The following is a 21,821-nucleotide window of genomic DNA, read 5'->3' as shown; positions in this document are numbered from 1 at the left end:
GGACCGGCCCCCATCGTTGGCGCCGGCGATGCCGACGACCGTGCCTGCGTCGGCTGCGGAGGCCTGACGACCGGATTACTGCATGACGGCCATGGCCAGCGCGCGGCGGGCGCGCAGGGACGCGCGCTCGGCACGCCGCTGCATCCGCCGAGCGGCCGCCAGGCGCACGGCCCGGCGCTCCGCTTCCGCTGCACGAAGGCGCTCGTGCATATGCGCACGGGCCAGGGCTTCTGGGATGAGTTGCATCTCACGGGTCCTGTTCTGACGCGAGGCGTTCGCGCCGATGGTGGTGACGTACGGGGTCGCGGAACCGGACGGCTCGCTGGTGGAAGAGGTCATCGGGGCCTGCTTCTGGGGATCGTGCGTGAGGGGTCGGTCGACGGTTCCCGGATGCGCGCTCATGCCGCTACCGGGTTCTTGCGCGGGCGGCCACGCGGCCGCTTGCGGGCGACGACCACACCCTGGACGAAAAGCTCTCCGCCCCAGACGCCCCAGGGCTCACGCCGATCCTTGGCACCGGCGAGGCAGGCCTCGACCAGCGGGCAGGTGCGGCAGAGGGACTTGGCGTACTCGACGTCCGCCGGCGACTCGGCGAAGAAGACCTCCGGGTCGTAGGAACGGCAGGGGACGGGTGCGCCGAGGCTCTCGATGGCGTCGTCGAGCGCGGTGAGCGTAGTGAGGGGGGTCAAGGTGGAGTCCTCCGTGGGGCCGGGCGGGGGGATCGTCTGGGAAGGCGGTACGGACGGGGCGTGCGCTTCGAGTTGCACGGTGGTGTCTTCCTCGTCTGTTCTGTCCGGTCGGTGGACCGGGCTTCGGCTGGTACCGGGTCTTGCTGGTCCCGAGGCCCCTTCGCTCCGTTTCCTCATCGGGAAAACAGAAGGGCCGCGGATCCCTGGTGGGGTTCCGCGGCCCTGAAGGCGCCGGCCTGATCCTGGATCAGGCTGGATCACTCCAGGGTTCGAGCCCACGGAAGGCCCACATCGTGTGGTGCTGCGTCGTCTGCTTCTTGGTTCCGGCACTGGCCGCCACGAGGGCATAGGCCTCGGCCTCTGCCGCCACTGCTGCTGCTTCCAGTGCCCCGGTCGGTCGCTCGTTGCGCTCCCGGACAGGCAGGTCGGCGCCGAGGACGACCGGAAGGGCGGCCGCGGAGCAGGACACACCAGTGCCGATGAACGCCGAGCCGGAGAGGCCGAGCGAGCAGGCGGAGACGACCGAGCGATCGGTCACTTCGGCGGTGGCGCGGAGAATGCTGGTGTAGATGCTGATCACTGGAATCGCCTCCTCTCGGCGTCTCGGGGGACCGGCCGGGGCCGGTCACATGTATTCGGACAAGTACAGCACGGCAACAGGGCTTCGGAGAAGCCGCCGTTCCCGTGGTTAAGAACCTATGGGGACGACTGGCGCGCGCGCAAACTATTTTCCCGACGAGTTCGCATCAGTCCTCCTCCACGCCACCACCAGCCTCCTGGCCTGCACAGATGGCCAGGACATCGGCACCGAAACGGTCCAGCTTGCGTCCCCCCACGCCCGAGATCGCGGCAAGCTCCCGCTCGCTGCCGGGTACGGCCTCGGCGATCGCCATGAGGGTCTTGTCGGTGAAGACGCAGTACGCCGGCTGGCCCAGTTCCCTGGCCTGCCCGGAGCGCCACTCGCGCAGCCGCTCGTACAGTGCCTCGTCCATGTCGGAGGGGCAGTCCTCACAGCGCATCAGCTTCATCTCGCCGGCGTCGGTGAGCGTCTTGCCGCACACCCGGCACAGCACCGGGCCGCGGCGTTTCCGGCGGCCCGTGTCGCCGCGCTCGGCACCTCCGGCACCGCCGGCCGCTCGGGAGCCGGGGGCCGCGGAGCCGGGCCTGAGCCCGTTCAGGAAGCGGGTGGGGCGGCGGGAGGCACGTCCCCCGGGTGAGCGGGACAGCGCCCAGGACAGCGACAGATGGAGCCGGGCGCGGGTGACACCGACGTACAGGAGCCGGCGCTCCTCCTCGACCTGCTCCTCGGTCTTGGCGTAGGTGATCGGCATCATCCCCTCGGTGAGCCCGACCAGGAACACGGCGTCCCACTCCAGTCCCTTGGCCGAGTGGAGCGAGGCCAGGGTGACCCCCTGGACGGCCGGGGCGTGCTGGGCCGCGGCGCGCTCGTCGAGTTCGGCGACCAGCTCGGCGAGTCCGGCCCCGGGCCTGCCGCGCGCGAAGTCCTCGGCCAGCCGGACGAGGGCGGCCAGCGACTCCCAGCGGTCGCGCACCGCACCCGAACCGGCGGGCGGCTCGCTGGTCCAGCCCTTGGTGGACAGCACGGCCCGAACCTGCGACGGCAGGTCCTCCGCGTGGTCCAGCAGGGCGTCGTTCCCCCCGGCGCGGGCGGCTCCCCGGAGCGCGACGCCGGCTTCCCGGACTTCGGCGCGCTCGAAGAACCGCTCCGCTCCGCGGAGCTGGTAGGGCACGCCCGCGTCGGCGAGGGCCTGCTCGTAGACCTCGGACTGGGCGTTGACCCGGAACAGCACGGCGATCTCACCGGCCGGGACACCGGCGGCGATCAGGTCGCGGATACGGCCGGCGGTGCCCTCGGCCTCGGCGGGCTCGTCCGCGTACTCCGTGTAGGACGGCTCCGGGCCGGGGTCGCGCTGCGAGACCAGCTCCAGCCGGTGCTCGGCGGCGCGACCGCGAGCCTGTCCCAGCAGGCCGTTGGCCAGATGGACCACCTGGGGGGTCGACCGGTAGTCCCGCACCAGCTTCACCATCGTCGCCCGGGGGTGGCGGGTGCGGAAGTTCAGCAGATGGTCGGGGGTGGCTCCGGTGAAGGAGTAGATCGTCTGGCTGGCGTCCCCCACGACGCACAGGCTCTCCCGGTCGCCGAGCCACAGCTCCAGCAGCCGCTGCTGGAGCGGCGACACGTCCTGGTACTCGTCCACCACGAAGTGCTGGTACTGACGGCGGATCTGGTCGGCGACATCGTGCCGGTCCTGGAGGATGCCGACCGTGAGCAGCAGCACGTCCTCGAAGTCGATCACCGAGCGGTCGCGCTTCAGCTGCTCGTACAGCGCATAGATCTGGCCGATCTCCGCAGGGTCCCTCGGGGCGTCCCTGAGGGACTTGGCGACGGCGGCCGGATAGTCGGCGGGGACGGTCTGGGTGACCTTGGCCCACTCGATCTCGCTGGTCACGTCCCTCAGCTCATTGCGGTCGAGCCTGACACGGCAGCGAGCGGCCGCCTCGGCGACGAGCTGGATCTTGCGCTCCAGCAGCCTCGGCACCTCCCCGCCGACGGCTTTCGGCCAGAAGTACTGGAGCTGCCGCAGCGCCGCCGAGTGGAAGGTGCGGGCCTGTACTCCCCCTGCGCCGAGCTGCCGCAGCCGGCCGCGCATCTCCCCCGCCGCACGGTTGGTGAAGGTGACGGCCAGCACACTCGCCGGCTGGAGTATCCCGGCCCGCACCCCGTAGGCGATGCGATGCGTGATCGCCCGTGTCTTGCCCGTGCCGGCGCCGGCCAGGACGCACACCGGGCCGGTCAGGGCCGTCGCGACCGCCCGCTGCTCGGGGTCGAGCCCGTCCAGCACCGCGTCCGCGGACTCGGGGACCGGAGGGAAGAGAGAGGAGTGCGTTGCTGCTGTCACCCCGCCATGCTGCCAGGTACCGCGAGATCACCGGGACGGTTGTCCACAGCGGCAGGGCATTGGTCGTACCGGTGGCAGAGGTGTGGCAGCGGTTCCGGAGGCCCCGGAGGTCCCAGCGGTCCCAGCGGTCCCAGCGGTACAGGAGCACCCCTGGGACCGGCACGGAAGCACCCGGGGTGCCCGTATGGGGAATGGCGGCGCGGCCGCGTACGTTCACCACCCGGAAACCCTGTGGGACACCCACCCCCACCGGCCCAGAGAAGCGGGAGAGAGACATGCAGGGCACTCTGACGATGTACAGCACCACCTGGTGCGGCTACTGCCGGCGGCTGAAGAGCCAGCTGGACCGCGAGGGGATCTCGTACGTCGAGATCAACATCGAGGAGGACCCGCAGTCGGCCGCGTTCGTCGAGAAGGCGAACAACGGCAACCAGACCGTCCCGACCGTCCTCGTGGTGCCGCCGAACGGCGGGGAGAACATCGTCATGACGAACCCCAGCCTGGCCCAGGTGAAGCAGGCCCTCGCGATCTGACGCACCGGCCCGCACCCGTCACGCCCCCTCGGGCACGGACCGGAGGGGGCGTCGCCGTGCCGGAGCCTCTCCGCCGGACGGACGCCCCCGCCGCCGGGGTACGGAGGCGATCGGCCCGGGCGGGAGGCCGGGCCCGGGGCGCGGCCTCAGAGCGCACGGCCGAACGCGCACGGCCGAACGCGCACGGAGTCAGGCGGGGGTACCCGGTTTCGGCAGCGGCTTGCCGTACCAGAGTTCTATCAGCCGGGAGGCGATCGAGATCCCGTACGGAGGGAGGACCTCCCCCGACTCGAAGGCCGCCCGCAGGTCCTCCCGGGAGAACCAGCGGGCCTCCTGGATCTCCTCGCCGTCCACCGAGACCTCGGACGAGGTGGCCCGGGCCGTGAAACCGAGCATCAGGCTGTACGGGAAGGGCCACGGCTGGCTCGCGACGTACTCGACCTCGCCGACCGTGACGCCGGCCTCCTCGTACACCTCCCGGATCACCGACTGCTCGATCGACTCACCGGGCTCGACGAAGCCCGCGAGCGTGGAGAAGCGGCCCTCCGGCCAGTGGACCTGCCGGCCGAGCAGCGCCCGGTCCTCCTCGTCCGTGACGAGCATGATCACGGCGGGGTCCGTGCGCGGGTAGTGCTCGGCGCCGCAGGCCGGGCAGCGGCGGATGTGCCCGGCGGCCGCGATGACGGTCCGCTCGCCGCAGCGGGAGCAGAAACGGTGGAGCCGCTGCCAGTTCTCCAGGGCCACCGCGTGGACCATCAGTCCCGCGTCCCTGGGGGGCAGCAGCAGACCGGCCTCGCGCAGCCCCGCGGGGCGGGCGGACTGGTCCATACGACCGGGCAGCGAGTCCTTCTGCAGCGCGAAGTAGCTGACACCGTCCTCGTCGGTGCCGAGGAAGTACCGGTGGGTCTCGGTGGGGGGTGCCTCGAAGGCCGGGGTGGTGACCAGCTCGGTACGGCCGTCGGGAGTGTCGTCCACCAGCACCTGCCCGCCGCAGACGACGAACACCCGTGTCGTCGGATGGCTCCACGCCGCCGCCAGCCAGGCCTCGTCGAGTCGGTGGTGCGCGGCGCGGTCGATGCCACTGGGTGCGGTGAGGCCGATGGGACGGCCGTCGGCGACATGGTCGAAGGTGCTCACAGGTGCTTCCCACTCCCCCGGATTGACCGGTTCTCGGCCGGTTCTCTGCGCATGACCGGTTCTCTGCGCATGAACCGGTTGACTGTCAGCGAAGGGCGCCGGGCAGGTCGCCCCACAGGTACGCGGCGGCTTCGGCGCCCTTCAGCAGCAGGGCCAGCTCGACCTTCTCGTTGGGCGCGTGCCAACCGTCGGACGGCACGGAAACGCCGAGGAACAGGACCGCGGCGCCGAGCACGTCCTGGAGGTCTGCGGCGGGCCCCGACCCGCCCTCACGCGTGAAGCGGACCTTCTGCCCGTCGAAGGCACGGCTCATCGACCGGGCGAGCGACCGCAGGGCGGGATGGTCCAGGGGCGTCAGGCAGGGCCGGGTCGCCGCGCCGAAGGCGATCTCGTGGCGGATACCCGAGGGCATCCTGGACGCGACCCAGGCGCGCACCGCGTCCTCCACCCGGTCCGGATCCTGGCCGGCGACCAGCCGGAAGGAGAGCTTCAGCCGGGCCGAGGCCGGAATGATCGTCTTGCCTCCCGGCCCCTGGTAGCCGCCGCCCATGCCGTTGACCTCGGCGGTCGGGCGGGCCCAGACACGCTCCAGGGTGGTATGGCCCGCCTCGCCGAGCGTCCCGTACGACCTTGCCGTGCGCAGCCACCCGGACTCGTCGAACGGCAACTCGGCGAGGAGTTCGCGCTCGGTCGCGGTCAGCTCGCGGACACCGTCGTAGAACCCGGGGACCGCCACCCGCTCGTTCTCGTCGTGCAGCGCCGCGACGAGCCGGGCGGCGACGGTGGCCGGGTTGGGCACGGCACCGCCGAAGGAACCGGAGTGGATGTCCTGGTCAGGTCCGTACAGGGCGATCTCGCAGTCGGCGAGACCGCGCATTCCGGTGCACACGGTGGGGGTCGTCTCCGACCACATTCCCGTGTCGGAGACGACCACGGCATCGGCGGCGAGCCGGTCCCGGCGCTGCTCGACCAGGGCACGGAAGTGCGGTGAGCCGGACTCCTCCTCGCCCTCGACGAGGAGCTTGAGGTTCACCGCCGGGCTGGTGCGGCCGGTGACGGCCAGGTGGGCGCGCACTCCGAGGGTGTGGAAGAGGACCTGGCCCTTGTCGTCGGCGGCGCCTCGGCCGTACATCCGCCCGTTTCTCACGACCGGCTCGAAGGGGTCGGTGTCCCAGCCGTCCTCCCGGGATGCGGGCTGCACGTCGTGGTGGCCGTAGACGAGCACCGTGGGAGCGTCCGGGTCGCCGGACGGCCACTCGGCGAAGACGGCCGGGGCTCCCTGTGCGGCACCCGGCAGGGCCGGGGGGACCTCCCAGACCTCGGCGGTCGGGAAGCCGGTGTCCCGGAGCTTCGCCGCCAGCCACCGCGCGCTGCGCCGTACGTCCCCGTCGTGCTCCGGCTGCGCGGAGACGGACGGGATGCGGAGCCACTCGGCGAGGTCGCCGAGGAAGGCCGCGCGGTGCTCCGCTATGTACGTACGGACGGCGTTGTCCGGGGTGTCGCTCATGGCCTTGAGCCTATCCGGCCCCGGGAGCGGTCCCGCCGACCGCCCGGTCGGGGACGGGCCGGGCGGAAACGGGCCGGGCCGGGCCGGGACCGGGTGGCGCAGGACGGCACAGGACGGGGGCCGGACAGAGGGCGGACGGCGCCGCCGGGCCGTCGGCCATCCGTGGTCGGCCCCGTAACCGGGCCGGGCGCCGGGCCTCGGGCTTCGGGCCTCGGGCTGCCTCAGCGGACCCGGGCACCCCCGACGGACCCGTGCACCGTCATCGAGCCCGTGCACCGTCGTCGAGCCCGTGCACCGTCGTCGGACCCGGGCCGCGGGACCCCGGGGGACCGGCCCCGCCGTCATCGGGCCCCGGGCCGCCGCGCGGCGGCCGGTCGTCCAGGAGGATCCGCTCCAGGCCCGCCCTGCCGGGCAGTCCGCCGGGGCGGACGATCTCTCCGGTGCGCACATGGACGAACACCGCGGCGACCGACTCGGGCGGGAGGCCGTGCTGCTCGGCCCAGGCGAGACGGTAGACGGCGAGTTGCAGCGGATCGGCGTCCCGGCCGCGGCCGGTCTTCCAGTCCACGATCTCGAAGGCGCCCGTCGCACCGTCGCGGTAGACGGCGTCGATCCGGCCCCTGATGACCCTGCCCGCCAGGGTGACCTGGACGGGAGCCTCCAGCCGGTACGGGACACGGCGGGCGTACGGCGTGCGCTCGAACGCCTCCTTGAGCGCGGCAAGCTCGCGCTCGTCCTCGATACCGGCCTCGTCGGGGTCGCCCCCCGGCAGTTCGTCCGGCCCCAGCATGGGCAGCGGCAGTTCCTCGAAGCGGGATTCCACCCAGGCGTGGAAGCGGGTGCCCCGGCGCGCCGCGCGCTGGGGCGGACGGGGCATCGGGCGCGCCAGCTCCCGCGCGAAGCCGTCCGGGTCGGCGGCGAGCCGCAGCAGCTGGGACGCCGACAGCGAGGCCGGCAGGGAAACCTCCCGCACGGATCCGCGGGCGCGGCGGAGTTCACCGGTGAGGGCTTCGAGGTCGCGGTCCCAGGAGGCGACGGCCCGGGCGTCCTCGGGAGTGAGGGGCTCGGCGCGCTGTGCGGGCAGCCGTCGGCGGACCGGAGCGGAGGTGTCCGGGACGGGAACCTCCCCGTCGTACGCGGCACCGGCGGCCGTGGTTTCCCGGGGCGCCGGGTCGTGTCGCGACGGTAGCTCCGTCCGACCGCAGGGCGGGGACTGCGGCGTCGGGTGCGTGCGATCGCAAGGCGGAGGATCCGGAGGATCATCCTCGTGCGGGACGGACTCGGACGGCTCCGACAACGCGGCGAGCGAGCGTGACAGGCGTCGCGGGCCGGGAGGGACGTTCGCGACATGCCCCGGGCGGCCGGGCTCGGAGACCGGGGGCCCGTCGGCGGCTCCGGCGTCAGCGGCGTCAGCGGCGTCAGCGGCGTCAGCGGCGTCAGCGGCGTCAGCGGACGGTAGGCGCGGGGGCCGGGGGCCCGTCGGCCTTTCCGGGTCTGCTGTCGCGCTGCCGGCGGGCGCGTGACTCCCGCCCGGCCGGCCGTCCTCGGGCCGGTCGTCCTCCGGCCAGTCGTCCTCGGGCCGGTCGTCTTCAGGCCAGTCGTCCTCCGGCCAGAGGTCCTCCGGCCACGGTTCACCGCCGGGCTCCGTGAGTTCCCCGGGCCAGAGGTCGTCGCCGGAAGGTGTCTCCCGGCGGGGGCCGCCCGGCGCGGATCCGCCGATGGGGACCCCTTCACGGTCGTGGGGCCGGGCCGGAAAGGCGCCGCCGGGCGCGGCGCCGGACCAGCCCGGCACCGCCACGGCTCCGGCGCCGGTCATCGACGCAAGGTGGGCCAGGACCGTTTGCGCGGCCTCCCGCCGGCGCGCGGTCGCCACGGGATCCAGCGGAAGCGGCCACGCCTGCTCCGCCTTCGCGGCGTGCAGCACCGGGTTCTCGGCGCCCTCCTCCGGTTCGTCGGCCCATGCCTCGATCTCCCCGAAGCCCGCGATGCAGTGGCCGTACAACGCCTCCAGGAACTCCGACGGGCCGCGGCGGCGCTTCTGGGTGGGGCCCCACCAGTGCGCAGAGCCGAGGAGCAGTGAGCGGGGCCGGGTGAACGTCACGTAGCCCAGCCGGAGCTCCTCCGTGTGCTGATGCGCCTTCATCTCCTCCTTGAATGCCTTGAGGCCCTTCGCGTCCAAGGAGGTGATGCCGGGCAGCGTGGCGGCGTCGCCCCGCAGTACGTGCGGAAGCACCTTGGCCTGTGAGGTCCAGGACTCGCGGGGGCGGGTGCTGGGGAACTGGTCGGCGACCAGACCGGGCACTGCGACGACGTCCCACTCCAGCCCCTTGGACTTGTGGGCGGTGAGCACCTTCACGGTGTTCTCGCCGCCTGGCAGCGCGTTGTCGAGACCCTTCTCGTACTGCTCGGCCGTCCGCAGGAAACCGAGGAAGGCCAGCAGTGTCGCCTCGCCGTCGAGGGAGGCGAAGGACGCGGCGACGTCGAGGAAGCCGGCGAGGGTCTCGCGGCGGCGGGCGGCGAGGGCGTGCGGCGAGGCGGAGAGCTCCACGTCGAGTCCGGTGGTGGCGAGGACGCGGTGGAGGACGTCCATGAGCGGATCGGCGAGGGAGCGCCGCAGGTCGCGCAGCTCGGTGGCGAGACGGGCGAAGCGGACCCGGGCGTCGGCGGAGAACGGCAGTCCGTCGTCCGGTCCGGTCTGCTCCAGGAACGTGTCGAGGGCGTCGGCGAGGGAGACGACCTCGGCCGGGTCGGTGCCCTCGACGGCCGCGGCGAGCCGCTGGTCGGCATCCGCCTCCCCGTCGTCGGGGCGGTGGACCAGCAGGCGCGCCCGGCGGCCGAGCAGGGCCAGGTCGCGTGCCCCGATGCGCCAGCGCGGTCCGGTGAGGAGGCGGACCAGCGAGGCGTTCGCACCCGGATCCTGGAGCACCTCGCAGACCGCGACCAGGTCGGCGACCTCCGGCAGGTGCAGCAGCCCGGAGAGTCCGACGACCTCCACGGGGACGTCCCGGACGACGAGCGCGCCCTGGATCGCCGCGAAATCGCCGGCGGTGCGGCAGAGCACCGCGATCTCGCCGGGCTCCTTGCCCGTACGGACGAGATGGGCGATCGAGTCCGCGAGCCACGCGATCTCCTCCGCGTGGGTCGGCAGCAGCGCGAGCCGCACCGCTCCGTCCCGCTCCGCGCCGGGCGCGGGGCGGAGCGCCTCGACGCCCTCGTGGCGCGCGCGCAGCGGCTCGGCCAGGCCGTTGGCGAGGTCGAGGAGGCGCCCGCCGCTGCGGCGGTTCTCGCTCAGGGTGAAGCGCGTGGCCGGGCGGCCGTCGGCGCGGGGGAAGTGCCGGGGGAAGTCGTCGAGGTTGGCGACGGACGCGCCGCGCCACCCGTAGATCGCCTGGCAGGGGTCGCCCACCGCCGTCACGGGATGGCCCGCGCCCTCGGCCGGTGCGCCGCCCGGGGCCGCTCCCCGACCGAACAGACCGGCGAGAAGCAGGCGCTGGGCCACGGAAGTGTCCTGGTACTCGTCCAGCAGAACCACCCGGAACTCGTCGCGCAGGACGCGGCCGACCTCCGGGCGGGTGAGCGCGAGCCGCGCGGAGAGCGCGATCTGGTCGCCGAAGTCGAGGAGGTCGCGGGACCGCTTGGCCTCGCGGTAGCGCACGACGAGGTCGAGCAGTTCCCGGCGGGCGGCGGCCGCCTCGGGGACCTTGCGCAGGTCGGCGTTGCCCAGTACGACGCCCTCCAGTTCGCGCAGCAGCGCGGAGTCGTGGGCCCGGAGGTCCTCGGGCGCCACCAGGTGCTCGGCCAGTTCGGCCTCGAGCGCGAGCAGATCACCGACCAGGGAGGGGAAGGACTTGGTCAGTGCGGGGTAGGGGCCCGGGGCCTCGCGCAGCACGTGTGCGGCGAGCTGGTAGCGCGTGGCGTCGGCGAGCAGCCGGGAGGTCGGCTCCAGCCCCAGTCGGAGTCCGTGGTCCGTGAGGAGGCGTCCGGCGAAGGCGTGGTAGGTCGAGATGCTCGGCTCTCCCGGCGGGGCGTCCGGGTCGATCACGTCCGGGTCGGTGATCCCGGCCCGGACGAGGGCGGTGCGCACGCGCTCGGCGAGTTCGGCGGCGGCCTTGTTGGTGAAGGTCAGCCCGAGGACCTGCTCGGGCTCCACCTGGCCGGTGCCCACCAGCCACACCACCCGGGCGGCCATCACCGTGGTCTTCCCGGATCCGGCCCCGGCCACGATGACCTGCGGTGCGGGCGGCGCGGTGATGCAGGCCGTCTGCTCCGGGGTGAACGGGACCCCCAGCAGTTCCTTGAGCTGCTCGGGGTCGGTGATGCGTGCGGACACCTCAGAGAGGCTAGCGGCGACCACCGACAGCACCGCCCACCGGTGGCCCACGGGGCGGGCCGGGCGGGGCGGCCGGGCGCTGCCTGGCCCGCGAGCCGGGCCGGACGGCGTCCTCGCCGGCCAGCACGAGGAGGTTCTCGCCGTTGCGTCGCATACGACGAGCAGGTCGGGCGTGCCGAGGAGGGCGACGGCGAGGGAGACGCGGCTGCGCTGCCCTCCGGAGAGCCTGCCCGCGAGCGCGCCGGCGTGCGCCGTGAGGTCCACGTCCGCGAGGGCCTGGGAGACCTGGTGCCGTCGACGTTCGGCGGCGGCGCGGCCCGGGTCGAGGACCGCGGCGAAATAAGCGAGGTTCTGGCGGACGGTCAGGTCGTCGTAGACGGAGGGGGCCTGGGTGACATAGCCGATGCGGGAGCGCAGCGCGGCGTGGCCGGCGGAGGGCGGCAGGGCGAGGCGGCGCACGGCAGGGCGGCGGCGCGGGCCGCGCGGGCACGGCGGCACGGCAGGGCGGCAGGGCGGCAGGGCGGCGGCGTACCGTCCCGCCGTCACTCGACGATGTGACGCCCCTCGGGCCTGGCGCTGCACGAGGAGCGGAAGGCGCAGTGCTCGCACTGGGAGCCGGTGCTGGGGGTGAAGCGTTCGTCGAGGACCCGGCCCGCGGCGGTGGCGAGCAGATCACCGACCCATTCGCCGGAGAGGGGTTCCTGGGACTGGACGCGGGGCACCGCCTCCCCGCCCTCCTTCTTGGGGGCTGCCTGGCGAAGATGCACGAGTTCGGCGCCGCCGGGCTCGGGCCGGTCACCGTCGAAGAACTCGTCGACGGCGCCCTCGCGGACGGCGAGCTGGTAGACGGCGAGCTGGGGGTGGCGCTCGACCTCGCCCCTGGTCGGGGCCTGCTTGCCGGTCTTGAAGTCGACGACGTACGCCCGGCCTCGTTCGTCCCGCTCCACGCGGTCCATGGAACCCCTGATGCGCACCTCGTACGGGCCGGCCTCGAGCGTGACGTCGAAGTCGTGCTCGGTGGCGACGGGGGTGCGGCCGCCGCGGTCCGTCACATGCCAGCGGACGAAGCGTTCGAGCGCCGCACGCGCGTGCTCCTTCTCCTGTGCGGACTTCCAGGGCGCGTCGAAGGCGAGGGCGTCCCACACGGAGTCGAGCCGTTCCATGAGGACGGCCAGGTCGGCGGGGGTACGGCCGGAGGCGACCTCGTCGGCGAGGACATGCACGACGTTGCCGAAACCCTGGGCGGCGGTGGCCGGGGCGTCCGCCCTGACCTCCCGTCCCAGGAACCACTGCAGCGCACAGGTGTTCGCGAGCTGGTCGAGGGCGCTGCCGGACAGGGTGACGGGGTGGTCGCGATCGCGGAGGGGCACCCCGCTGTGCGTCGGCTCCTGCAGTCCCCACCAGCGGTAGGGGTGCGCCGCGGGCACGAGGGGCTGTCCCTCGTCGTCGGTGAGCGCTGCGAGACGCGCGAGCCGTCGCGCGGCGGCGTCGCGGAGCGCGTCGGAGGCCTCGGGGTCGACGGTGGTGGCCCTCAGCTCGGCCACCAGCGGGGCGACGGCGAGCGGGCGGCGCGGCCGGCCGGTGATGTCGCTCGGTTCGGCGCCGAGTTCGGTGAGGAAACGCGAGGGCTGGTCACCGTCGTCGGCGGGGGCCTTGACGGCGGTGACGACGAGGCGGTCCCGGGCGCGGGTGGCGGCGACGTAGAACAGACGGCGCTCCTCGGCGAGCAGGGCGCCGGGAGTGAGGGGCTCGGCGAGTCCGTCGCGGCCGATCCGGTCGGCCTCCAGGAGCGACCCGCGGCGGCGCAGGTCCGGCCAGAGGCCCTCCTGTACGCCGGCGACCACGACGAGGCCCCACTCGAGGCCCTTGGAACGGTGGGCGGTCATCAGCCGGACGGCCGCGGGGCGTTCGGGCCGGCGCGCGAGCGTGTCGGCGGCGATGTCCTGGGCCTCCAGTTCGTCGAGGAAGTTCAGGGCGCCCCGGCCGCCGGTGCGCTCCTCCGCTCGGGCCGCGGTCTCGAACAGCGCGCAGACGGCGTCGAGGTCGCGGTCGGCGTTGCGGCCGGCCGGACCGCCGCGGAGGGCGGTCCGCTCCAGGCGCTGCGGCCAGGACGTGCCGGTCCACAGCTCCCAGAGGGCCTCCTCGGCCGTGCCGCCGCCGTCGAGGAGGTCACGGACCTTGCGCAGCAGGACACCGAGCCGCTGGGCAGGGCGGGCGTAGGCGGGGTCGTGCACGGTGAGCCGCTCGGGTTCGGCCAGGGCGCGGGCGATGAGCACGTCGGAGGGGGGTGGCACGCGGTCGCCGGCCGCGCGCTCCTCGTCGCGGAGGGCGCGGCCGAGGCGGCGGAGGTCGGCTGTGTCCATACCGCCGAGGGGGGATGTGAGGAGAGTCGCCGCGGTGTCGGCATCGATCGGAGGTTGCTCCTGACGCACCGAGCCGGGAGCGGTACCGGAATCCGTGGGACCGGAATCCGTGGGACCGGAATCCGTGGGACCGGAATCCGTGGGACCGGAATTCGTGGGACCGGAATTCGCAGTACCGGGGTCTGCGTGGTCGGCACCTACGGGGCCGTGGTCCGCGGCACCGGAGCCGGTGCCGGAACCGGTGCCGGAACCGGAACCTTCGTCCAGGAGGGAACGGGGTACGGGGAAGGCGTGCCGACCGCCTTCCCGAGCGCCTTCTGGCCGCCCGCCGCCGTCCCCGGTGTGCGCTCCCGCGCCGCCACCGTCCCCGCCGCCCTCTGCCCGGCCGCCCTCTGCCCCGCCGCCCTCTGCCCCGCTGCCACCGTCCCGGCCCTCCCCGGCCGCGGTGTGTCCCGGTGCGAACGGCCTCGCCGCGGTCCGCAGTGCGGCCAGCAGGGGCGTCACCGCGGCCTCGTGGCGCAGGGGGACGTCGTCACCGTCCGTCTCGACCGGCACGCCGGCCATGGTGAGCGCGCGCCGTGTCGACGGGAGACTGCGACTGCCCGCGCGGACGAGGACCGCCATGTCGTGCCACGGCACGCCCTCCTCCAGGTGGGCGCGCCGCAGGATGTCGGCGACGTTGCCGAGTTCCGTCGAGGCGGTCGGATACGTGTAGACCTCGACGCGACCGCCCGAGCGGGCGGCGGTCAGCTCGCGGTGGGCCCGGACCCGGTCCGAGGGCAGCCGGGGCAGGGGCATCCGCTGGGTGAGCAGACGGGTCGCCGACAGCACGGTCGTCCCGGAGCGACGGGACGTCCTCAGCACCGCGACCGGGGCCGGGCGCCCGTCGCCGCGCCGGAACTCGGTGGGGAAGTCGAGGATGCCGTTCACGTCCGCGCCCCGGAAGGCGTAGATGGACTGGTCGGGGTCGCCGAACGCGACCAGGGTGCGGCCGTCCCCCGCCAGCGCCCGCAGCAGGCGGACCTGAGCCGGGTCGGTGTCCTGGTACTCGTCGACGAAGACCGCGTCGTACCGCTGGGCGATGTGGTCGCCCGTCCCCGGCCGCTCGGCGAGGAGCGACGCCCGGTGGACGAGTTCGGCGTAGTCCAGGACGCCCTGCAGATCCAGGACGTCCAGGTACTCGGCGAGGAAGGCAGCGGCGGCACCCCAGTCGGGACGCCCGGTACGCCGGGCGAAGGCCGCCAGCGCGTCCGGGCCGAGCCCGAGTTCCCGGCTCCGGGCGAGCACGGCCCGCACCTCGTCGGCGAAGCCGCGGGTGGTGAGGCATGCCCGCAGTTCGGCGGGCCAGCGTGCCCCGGCCCTTGACTCCTGCTCCAGGTCGAGCTGTCCGGCCAGCAGCTCACGGACGGCCACGTCCTGCTCTGGACCGGACAGCAGGCGCAGCGGCTCGGCGAAGAGGTCCGCGTCCTGGTGGGCCCGCACCAGCGCGTAGCAGTAGGAGTGGAAGGTGGTTGCCTGCGGCGCCCGCGGGCCCCCCAGCCGCACCGCCATCCGGTCGCGCAGTTCGACCGCCGCCTTCCGGCTGAAGGTGAGCACCAGCAGCCGCTCCGGGTCCGCACCCCGCTCGATCCGGGAGGCGACCGCCTCGACCAGGGTCGTCGTCTTACCCGTGCCCGGTCCCGCGAGCACGAGCAGCGGGCCGCGCCCATGGTCAACCACGGCACGCTGCGAGGCGTCCAGGAGAGGGGGATCCACCGGGCCCGGCGAGGTACGCACAAGTCGGTACGCGCCCGGGGCCCGCCCCTTGCGCCCTTGCGGGCCCGGGGGGATCCCCTGCCGTACCCGACGGTGCGGTGTACGCCCGGTGGAAGAGGAGGAACTCACGTGGATCGCCGGTCCTGGTGGGTGTGCTGACAGTGGTGACGAAGGGCCCGGTGCGGGGGCACGGGCGGGGCGGAGGGGCCCGGGGGCCGGTGGGAGGGGCCGCCGGCGGCGCGAGCACCCCCGGCGGTGGGGAAGACGCTACGCCCGCGGGCTCCCGCGCCGCGGACGGACCGCCCGGAACCGTCGCGGGCACCGGCGGCGGGCTCCGGACGTCTCATCGCGCCTTCGAATGGCGGAAGCTGTCAGATGTGAGTCCCTCCGCCCGTCCCGTCCGCAGCACGGGTGACGCCGTCCCATCGGGCCCGCCTCATGTCGAGGCGGGGCACATGGCCCACCGCGCCCGGCGGCGCCTGCCGCAGCGGGGTGCCTTCGGCCCGGTAGTGCCGCAGTGCCCGCAGTTCGTGACCGGGCAGCAGGGCACCGTCGGAGCGCACCACCCGCCACCAGGGAACCGCTCCCCCGTAGAGCGCCATCACCCTGCCGACCTGGCGCGGCCCTCCCTCACCCAGCCATTCGGCGATGTCCCCGTACGTCATGACCCGGCCGGGTGGTATGTGCTCGGCGACACCGAGCACCCTCTCCGCGTACTCCGGCAGTTCCGGCGGCTCCCGCAGCTCCGGTACCTCATCGCTCATCCGGACCATCCTGCCCCATGCCACCGACAGCGGACCGAGATCGCGGCATATTGCATATACCAAGCGAAACAGGGGCAGGAGGGACAGCGCGCACCTTCGCGCCGCACCCTGATGCCACCCGCTGTCGGTTCGCCATGCCACCATCGTCCGGGCGGTGACTGGTGATACGAGATCAAGAAGAGACCGACACGACGAAGGAGCTGGGCGTGCAGCCTCCCGCGGCGGCGAGCACCTCCGGCCCCGAGTCGCGCGCCGGAGCCGCCGGACAGCACCAGGACCCCGCCCCGGACCCGGCCGCAGGCCAGAACCGCGCCCCGGACCCCGCCCCGGACCCGGCCGGACAGCACCAGGACCAGGACCACGCCCGGGACCCTGCCGGAAACCGTGGCCCGAAGCAGGACCGGGATCCGGAGCAGAACCGGGACCCGAAGCAGAACCGGGACCCGAAGCAGAACCGGGACCCGGAGCGGGACCGGGATCCGGAGCAGGAGCAAGGCCAGGATCCGGAGCGGGACCGGGACCCGGAGCGGGGCCTGAGGGCCGACCCCACCCACCCCGCCGCAGGCTCCTCCCGGGACACCTCCGAGGGTTCCGCCCCGGCCGAGGGTCGCGGGGAGCAGGGCCGGCCCACCACGCCGATCCGGCCTCCTGCCGAGTCCGGCCGCCGGGTGCCGGAGCACGAGCGCCGGCGCACGGCCGGCGACGGCGACGACGTGGCCCACATCGACCGCCTCTCCGGCGACGAGCCCCTGCTGCCTGCTCGTGTCCACCGCCCCTCCGACCTGACGCGGCTGCTGGCGGGCATCCTGGCGATCGTCGTCGTCCTGGGTCTCGCCGCCTTCGCCCACGGCACCACCACCGGCCTCGAGTCGGACATCTCCAAGGGCACCGGTCAGGCCCCCGACCTGCTGGTGAAACTCGCCGGGCTGATGTCGAGCATCGCGGTGCTCCTCGTCCCCGTCGCCTTCGCGATCGAGCGGCTGATCAAACGGGACGGACTGCGGATCGCCGACGGTGTGCTCGCGGCCGTCCTCGCGCACGGTGTGACGCTCGCCACCGACCTGTGGGTCGCCGAGGCCGCCCCGGCCCAGATCCAGGACGCACTCACCCAGCCCGCCTCGGGCGGCGGGCTCACCGACCCGGTACACGGCTATCTCGCACCCGTGATCGCCTATATGACGGCGGTCGGCATGGCGCGAAGGCCGCGCTGGCGCGTCGCGCTGTGGGGTGTGCTGCTGCTCGACGCCTTCGCGATGCTCGTCGCCGGCTACACCACACCGTTCTCGATCATCCTGACCGTGCTGATCGGCTGGACCGTCGCGTACGGAACGCTGTACGCGGTCGGCTCCCCGAACGTGCGGCCGACCGGCCAGACACTCCTGGCGGGCCTGCGGCACGTCGGCTTCCGCCCGGTGACGGCCATGCGTGCCGAGGACACACCGGACTACGCCGACCAGGGCGACCGGGGCAGACGGTACCTCGTCACCCTGGAAGACGGCCCGCCGCTCGACGTCACCGTCGTCGACCGCGAGCAGCAGGCGCACGGCTACTTCTACCGGGTGTGGCGCCGGCTGACGCTGCGGGGCATCACCACCCGCCGCTCCAACCAGTCGCTGCGCCAGGCCCTGGAACAGGAGGCACTGCTCGCCTACGCCGCCATCGCCGCCGGTGCCAACGCGCCCCGGCTGATCGCCACGTCCGAGCTGGGCCCGGACGCCGTCATGCTGGTGTACGAGCACCTCGGCGGCCGCTCGCTGGACTCCCTGTCGGACGGGGAGATCACCGACAAGGTGGTACACGGCGCGTTCCGGCAGGTACGGGCGCTGCAGTCGCGCCGCATCGCGCACCGCAGGCTCATCGGCGACGCGATCCTGGTGGATCGTTCCGGCAGGGTGGTGCTGACGGACCTGCGCGGCGGCGAGATCGCGGCGGGCGACGTGGTACTGCGCATGGACATCGCGCAGCTGCTGACGACGCTCGGTCTGCGGGTGGGAGCCGAGCGCGCGGTCGCCGCGGCCGTCGAGGTGCTGGGACCGGACGGAGTCGCGGACTGCCTGCCGCTGCTTCAGCCCATCGCGCTCAGCCGCTCCACCCGGGCCACGCTGCGCCGACTGGCCCGGGAGCGGGCGCAACGCGAGCGGGAGGCGGTGCTTGCCGCGGCCGAGTCGGCGCGGCGGGAGAGGGCCGAGCAGGGCACGCAGGGGGCGGATGACGACAGGAGGGCCGTCCGCAGATCGCTGCGCGCCGAGAGACAGGCCGAGAAGCGGGCCATGGGCGAGGCACTGGACGAGGCACGGGAGGAGGACCTGCTCGCCCAGATCCGCCACCAGGTACTGCTGATCCGTCCGCAGGCGCCGGTGGAGCCCGCCCGGCTGGAGCGGATCCGGCCGCGCACACTGGTCAGTCTGATCGCCGGGGCGATCGCCGCGTACTTCCTGCTGTCGCAGATCACTCGGACCGACCTCACCGTGGTCAGCCAGGCCCACTGGGGCTGGGTCGCCGCGGCGGTGCTGTTCTCGGCGCTCAGCTACATGGCGGCCGCGATGAGCCTGCTGGGCTTCGTGCCGGAGCGGGTGCCGTTCCCGCGGACGGTCGTCGCGCAGGTCGCCGGCTCCTTCGTGAAGATCGTCGCGCCCGCGGCCGTCGGCGGTGTCGCGCTGAACACCCGCTTCCTACAGCGCTCCGGGGTCCGCCCCGGGCTCGCCGTGGCGAGCGTCGGCGCCTCGCAGCTCTTCGGTCTCGGCGCGCACATCCTGCTACTGCTCGCCTTCGGCTACCTCACCGGCACGGAGAAGACCTCGTCACTCACGCCGTCGAGGACCGTCATCGCGGGACTGCTGACGGTCGCGGTGCTGGTGCTGGTGGTGACCGCGATCCCCTTCCTGCGGAAGTTCGTGGCGACCCGGCTGCGGTCCCTGTTCGCCGGGGTCGTCCCGCGCATGCTGGACGTGCTCCAGCGGCCGGGGAAGCTGATCACCGGAATCGGCGGCATGCTGCTGCTCACCGGCTCCTTCGTGATGTGCCTGGACGCTTCCATCCGGGCCTTCGACAACGGCGACCAGCAACTCAGCTACGCCAGCATCGCCGTCGTCTTCCTGGCCGGCAACGCCCTGGGGTCGGCTGCCCCGACACCCGGTGGTGTGGGCGCCGTGGAGGGCGCGCTGACCCTGGGGCTCATCGCCGTGGGGCTGCCGCCGGAGGTCGCGGCGCCGGCCGTGCTGCTGTACCGGCTGCTGACGCTCTGGCTTCCGGTGCTGCCGGGGTGGTTGTCGTTCAACCACCTCACCCGGAAGGGCGCGCTCTGACGAGCTGCGGATGACCGATCCCTCCCGGCGCCTGCGAGGCCGCGCGAGGCGGCCGCGACCATGCGTGCCCTCACGACCCGACCGCACGACCCGACCGCACGACCTGACCGCGCCGAGACGGCAGTGCGATCGGTGCGGCTCGGTGCGGCCAGCGGTGCGGCGGTGCGCCTCGATCGGGCGGTTCGGCTGGGCGGCGGGGTCGGGCCGGATCCCGCGCGACCCCGCCACCGGACCCCGCCACCGGGAACACTGCCGTCGCGCCCGCGCGCATAGCGGGTTCGGAAGCCGAGGCGCACACCTCGGCGAACGTCGCGAGTCGCGCCCGCGCGCGTAGCGGGTTCCACCCCCGCGCCTTCCGACGCACATCCGTTCCCCGGTCGCGCCCGCGCGCGTAGCGGGTCCCACCCAGGCCTCTTTCGGCTGGATCCCGCCGGGGTCGCGCCCGCGCGCGTAGCCGATCCGGTCACCGTGCCGTTGCGGATGGTGGAGGTGGAGGGTCGCGCCCGCGCGCGTAGCCGATCCGGTCACCGTGCCGTTGCGGATGGTGGAGGTGGAGGGTCGCGCCCGCGCGCGTAGCTGGTCCCCCGCTCCCCCGACCTCGGTGCGCCGGCTCGGGCGAGTCGCGCCCAACGCACGTAGCGGGTCGGTGCGCCGTCGGACCCTGCGGCCGCCGGATCACAGCAGCGGTCCCGGAACCGACGGCGCCCGGCTGCCGCACCGCACCCGGGAACGCCCGGAACTCGACGACGCCCGGCCCTCGGCGGAAGACGTCGGCCGCTCTCGGAGCCACCGACGGCGGCGGGAACGGGGGTCGCGGCGGCGGTACCGCAGTCGCCCTCCTTGTGCGGGACAGCGCGGCGGCAGTCACACGGGGTCCTCCCCGCCCTCCCCGCACCCGGCACCCCGCGCACCCCGCATCTGGCACCCGGCACCCGGCACCCGGCACCCGGCACGGCCGACCCTCTCAGTTCGGTTAAGTGATGACCGAACGAGGAGGAGGTGTGCACATTCTGTGCTTGAATAGCCCACAACTCGGCCAGATGGCGGGATCTGATCGTTCTTTGACTAGTTCTCGTCTTGCCTGGCTCGACTTGTGTGCGGTTCGGCATCACCGGCCGAGCTGACGCGAACACCTGGGTGGAGGACCTGGCGATCGATCCCCAGCCGCTGCGGCTCTCCGACCGGAGACCCGCGCGCCCTTCTCCCACCCGCGGCCGGACCCGGCCCCGTCGGGGCCCGGCAGGAGCACACGCCGCACCCTCGCGCCGGGACACCTCATCGGCGGTGCCACCCGCCGCCCCATACATCGCGCGTCGCACACTTCCCGCCGCCGCCCCCATCCGCCCGCCATACACATCCCGCCGTCACATATATGGGGAGGACCCTGAATGACCGCCACGATCTCCAACTTCCACTACGGCGCGATAACCCCCGTATCCGCTTATCTGATGGCATGCCTCGGCGCGGCGCTGGGGCTGCGGTGCACGACACGCTCACTGCGGCGACCGCGCGGCCGAGCCAAGTGGCTGGCACTGGGCGCCGTGTCGATCGGTTGCGGCATTTGGACCATGCACTTCGTCGCCATGATCGGCTTCAGCATCCAGGGGGCGCTGGTCAGCTACGACACCACGAGAACGCTGCTCAGCCTGGCGGTGGCCATCGCGGTCGTCGCCGTCGGCGTGTTCCTCGTCGGCTACCGGGGCGGCTCACCGGTGAACCTGGCCGTGGCCGGTACGATCACCGGACTCGGTGTGGCGGCCATGCACTACCTCGGTATGTCCGCGATGCACACCGCAGGCGCCCTCCACTACGACACCCCCACCGTGGTGCTGTCGGTCGTGATCGCCGTCGTGGCCGCCACCGCGGCGCTGTGGGCGGCGGTCTCCATCCACGGACTGTGGGCGAGCCTGGGCGCGAGCCTGGTCATGGGAGTGGCCGTGACCGGCATGCACTACACCGGCATGGCCGCGGTCTCCGTCCACCTCGACGGCCAGACCGTGGCCTCGCAGTCACCCACGGGTCTGATGGGCTTTCTCCTGCTCATGCTCGCCGGTCCGCTCGCCGCGCTCCTGGTCGCCGCCGTGATCGTCATGTTCGACCCCGACATGATGCTGGGCGACAACGACAACGACAACGACCGCGACCGCGACCGCGACAGCTGGGACCGGCCGGCCTCCGGACCGCACGGTCCCGGCCCGGGCACCGGCACCCCGGCACAGCAGCCGGGGCAGTACCCGTCGTCCTACCCGTCCTCCGGACAGCACCCCTCGCCCTATCAGTCCTGGTGACCGGCGCTCCCGTCCTGGTGACCGGCGCTCCCGTCCGGGTGGCCGGCGTCGGGGGAGCCCGGGCCGGCGCCGGCACCGGACCCGGACCCGGCCCGGGCGTGTTCCCGGGCCGGGCTCGGTGGCCGAGCCTCGCTTGCCGGTGGTCCTCTCCGGGGGTGCCGGCAGGCCACCGCAGACCGGGTAGGGCCCCGGAGCTTCGAGTTCCGGCGAAGCCCGAGCCAGCCGGTCG

At 73.7% G+C, this 21,821-nt stretch carries 12 protein-coding genes and 1 CRISPR repeat array; of the genes, 3 read left to right on the top strand and 9 right to left on the bottom strand.

Features of this window, described 5'->3' with window-relative positions:
• Positions 1-75: 75 nt before the first annotated feature.
• The 4 genes from DDQ41_RS22940 to DDQ41_RS22925 form a co-directional block, all read right to left on the bottom strand.
• Positions 76-402, bottom strand: coding sequence for a hypothetical protein (locus DDQ41_RS22940; RefSeq protein WP_109296170.1), 327 nt, complete (start codon positions 400-402; stop codon positions 76-78).
• Positions 399-767 (bottom strand): WhiB family transcriptional regulator, encoded by a 369-nt coding sequence (locus tag DDQ41_RS22935; RefSeq protein WP_109296169.1) that lies wholly within the window; start codon positions 765-767, stop codon positions 399-401. Before DDQ41_RS22935 ends, DDQ41_RS22940 begins: the two co-directional genes overlap by 4 nt.
• 169 nt (positions 768-936) lie before the next feature.
• Positions 937-1,269, bottom strand: coding sequence for a hypothetical protein (locus DDQ41_RS22930; protein WP_109296168.1), 333 nt, complete (start codon positions 1,267-1,269; stop codon positions 937-939).
• A gap of 166 nt (positions 1,270-1,435) precedes the next feature.
• On the bottom strand, positions 1,436-3,610 hold the full coding sequence (locus DDQ41_RS22925; RefSeq protein WP_109296167.1) for an ATP-dependent DNA helicase UvrD2: 2,175 nt from the start codon (positions 3,608-3,610) through the stop codon (positions 1,436-1,438).
• A gap of 275 nt (positions 3,611-3,885) precedes the next feature.
• On the opposite strand from DDQ41_RS22925, the gene DDQ41_RS22920 reads away from it, so the two are divergent.
• Entirely contained in the window at positions 3,886-4,143 is a 258-nt protein-coding gene (locus DDQ41_RS22920) for a mycoredoxin (protein WP_026165177.1), read from the top strand.
• 189 nt (positions 4,144-4,332) lie between these two features.
• Here the strand turns inward: DDQ41_RS22920 and nudC are convergent, their stop codons facing one another.
• The 5 genes from nudC to DDQ41_RS22895 all read right to left on the bottom strand — a co-directional run bounded on the left by nudC (position 4,333) and on the right by DDQ41_RS22895 (position 15,999).
• On the bottom strand, positions 4,333-5,280 hold the full coding sequence (nudC, locus tag DDQ41_RS22915) for an NAD(+) diphosphatase (protein WP_109296166.1): 948 nt from the start codon (positions 5,278-5,280) through the stop codon (positions 4,333-4,335).
• Between the two features lie 85 nt (positions 5,281-5,365).
• The gene (locus DDQ41_RS22910) at positions 5,366-6,787 is read right to left on the bottom strand and encodes a dipeptidase (RefSeq protein WP_109296165.1); all 1,422 of its coding nucleotides are present in this window, start codon (positions 6,785-6,787) and stop codon (positions 5,366-5,368) included.
• 259 nt (positions 6,788-7,046) lie between these two features.
• The gene (locus DDQ41_RS22905; RefSeq protein ID WP_162602719.1) at positions 7,047-11,663 is read right to left on the bottom strand and encodes a UvrD-helicase domain-containing protein; all 4,617 of its coding nucleotides are present in this window, start codon (positions 11,661-11,663) and stop codon (positions 7,047-7,049) included.
• Positions 11,660-15,364, bottom strand: a complete 3,705-nt coding sequence (locus DDQ41_RS22900) for an ATP-dependent helicase (RefSeq protein ID WP_109296163.1) — start codon at positions 15,362-15,364, stop codon at positions 11,660-11,662. Before DDQ41_RS22900 ends, DDQ41_RS22905 begins: the two co-directional genes overlap by 4 nt.
• 242 nt (positions 15,365-15,606) lie before the next feature.
• Positions 15,607-15,999, bottom strand: a complete 393-nt coding sequence (locus tag DDQ41_RS22895) for an MGMT family protein (RefSeq protein ID WP_109296162.1) — start codon at positions 15,997-15,999, stop codon at positions 15,607-15,609.
• A 638-nt stretch (positions 16,000-16,637) separates the two neighbouring features.
• On the opposite strand from DDQ41_RS22895, the gene DDQ41_RS22890 reads away from it, so the two are divergent.
• Together DDQ41_RS22890 and DDQ41_RS22880 are read left to right on the top strand one after the other, a co-directional pair.
• Entirely contained in the window at positions 16,638-19,304 is a 2,667-nt protein-coding gene (locus tag DDQ41_RS22890; protein ID WP_116427446.1) for a lysylphosphatidylglycerol synthase domain-containing protein, read from the top strand.
• Between the two features lie 254 nt (positions 19,305-19,558).
• Positions 19,559-19,885: direct repeats of the CRISPR family, unit length 24 nt; unit sequence GTCGCGCCCGCGCGCGTAGCGGGT.
• Positions 19,886-20,692: 807 nt separating this feature from the next.
• Positions 20,693-21,592: an MHYT domain-containing protein gene (locus tag DDQ41_RS22880; protein WP_109296159.1), complete on the top strand. Its 900-nt coding sequence runs from the start codon at positions 20,693-20,695 to the stop codon at positions 21,590-21,592.
• Positions 21,593-21,821: the final 229 nt, after the last annotated feature.

Origin of the sequence: Streptomyces spongiicola (assembly GCF_003122365.1) — a bacterium.
GTDB classification, from domain to species: domain Bacteria; phylum Actinomycetota; class Actinomycetes; order Streptomycetales; family Streptomycetaceae; genus Streptomyces; species Streptomyces spongiicola.
Note: the sequence above shows the minus strand (reverse complement) of the source record. Positions and strands in the feature narration are given on the sequence as shown.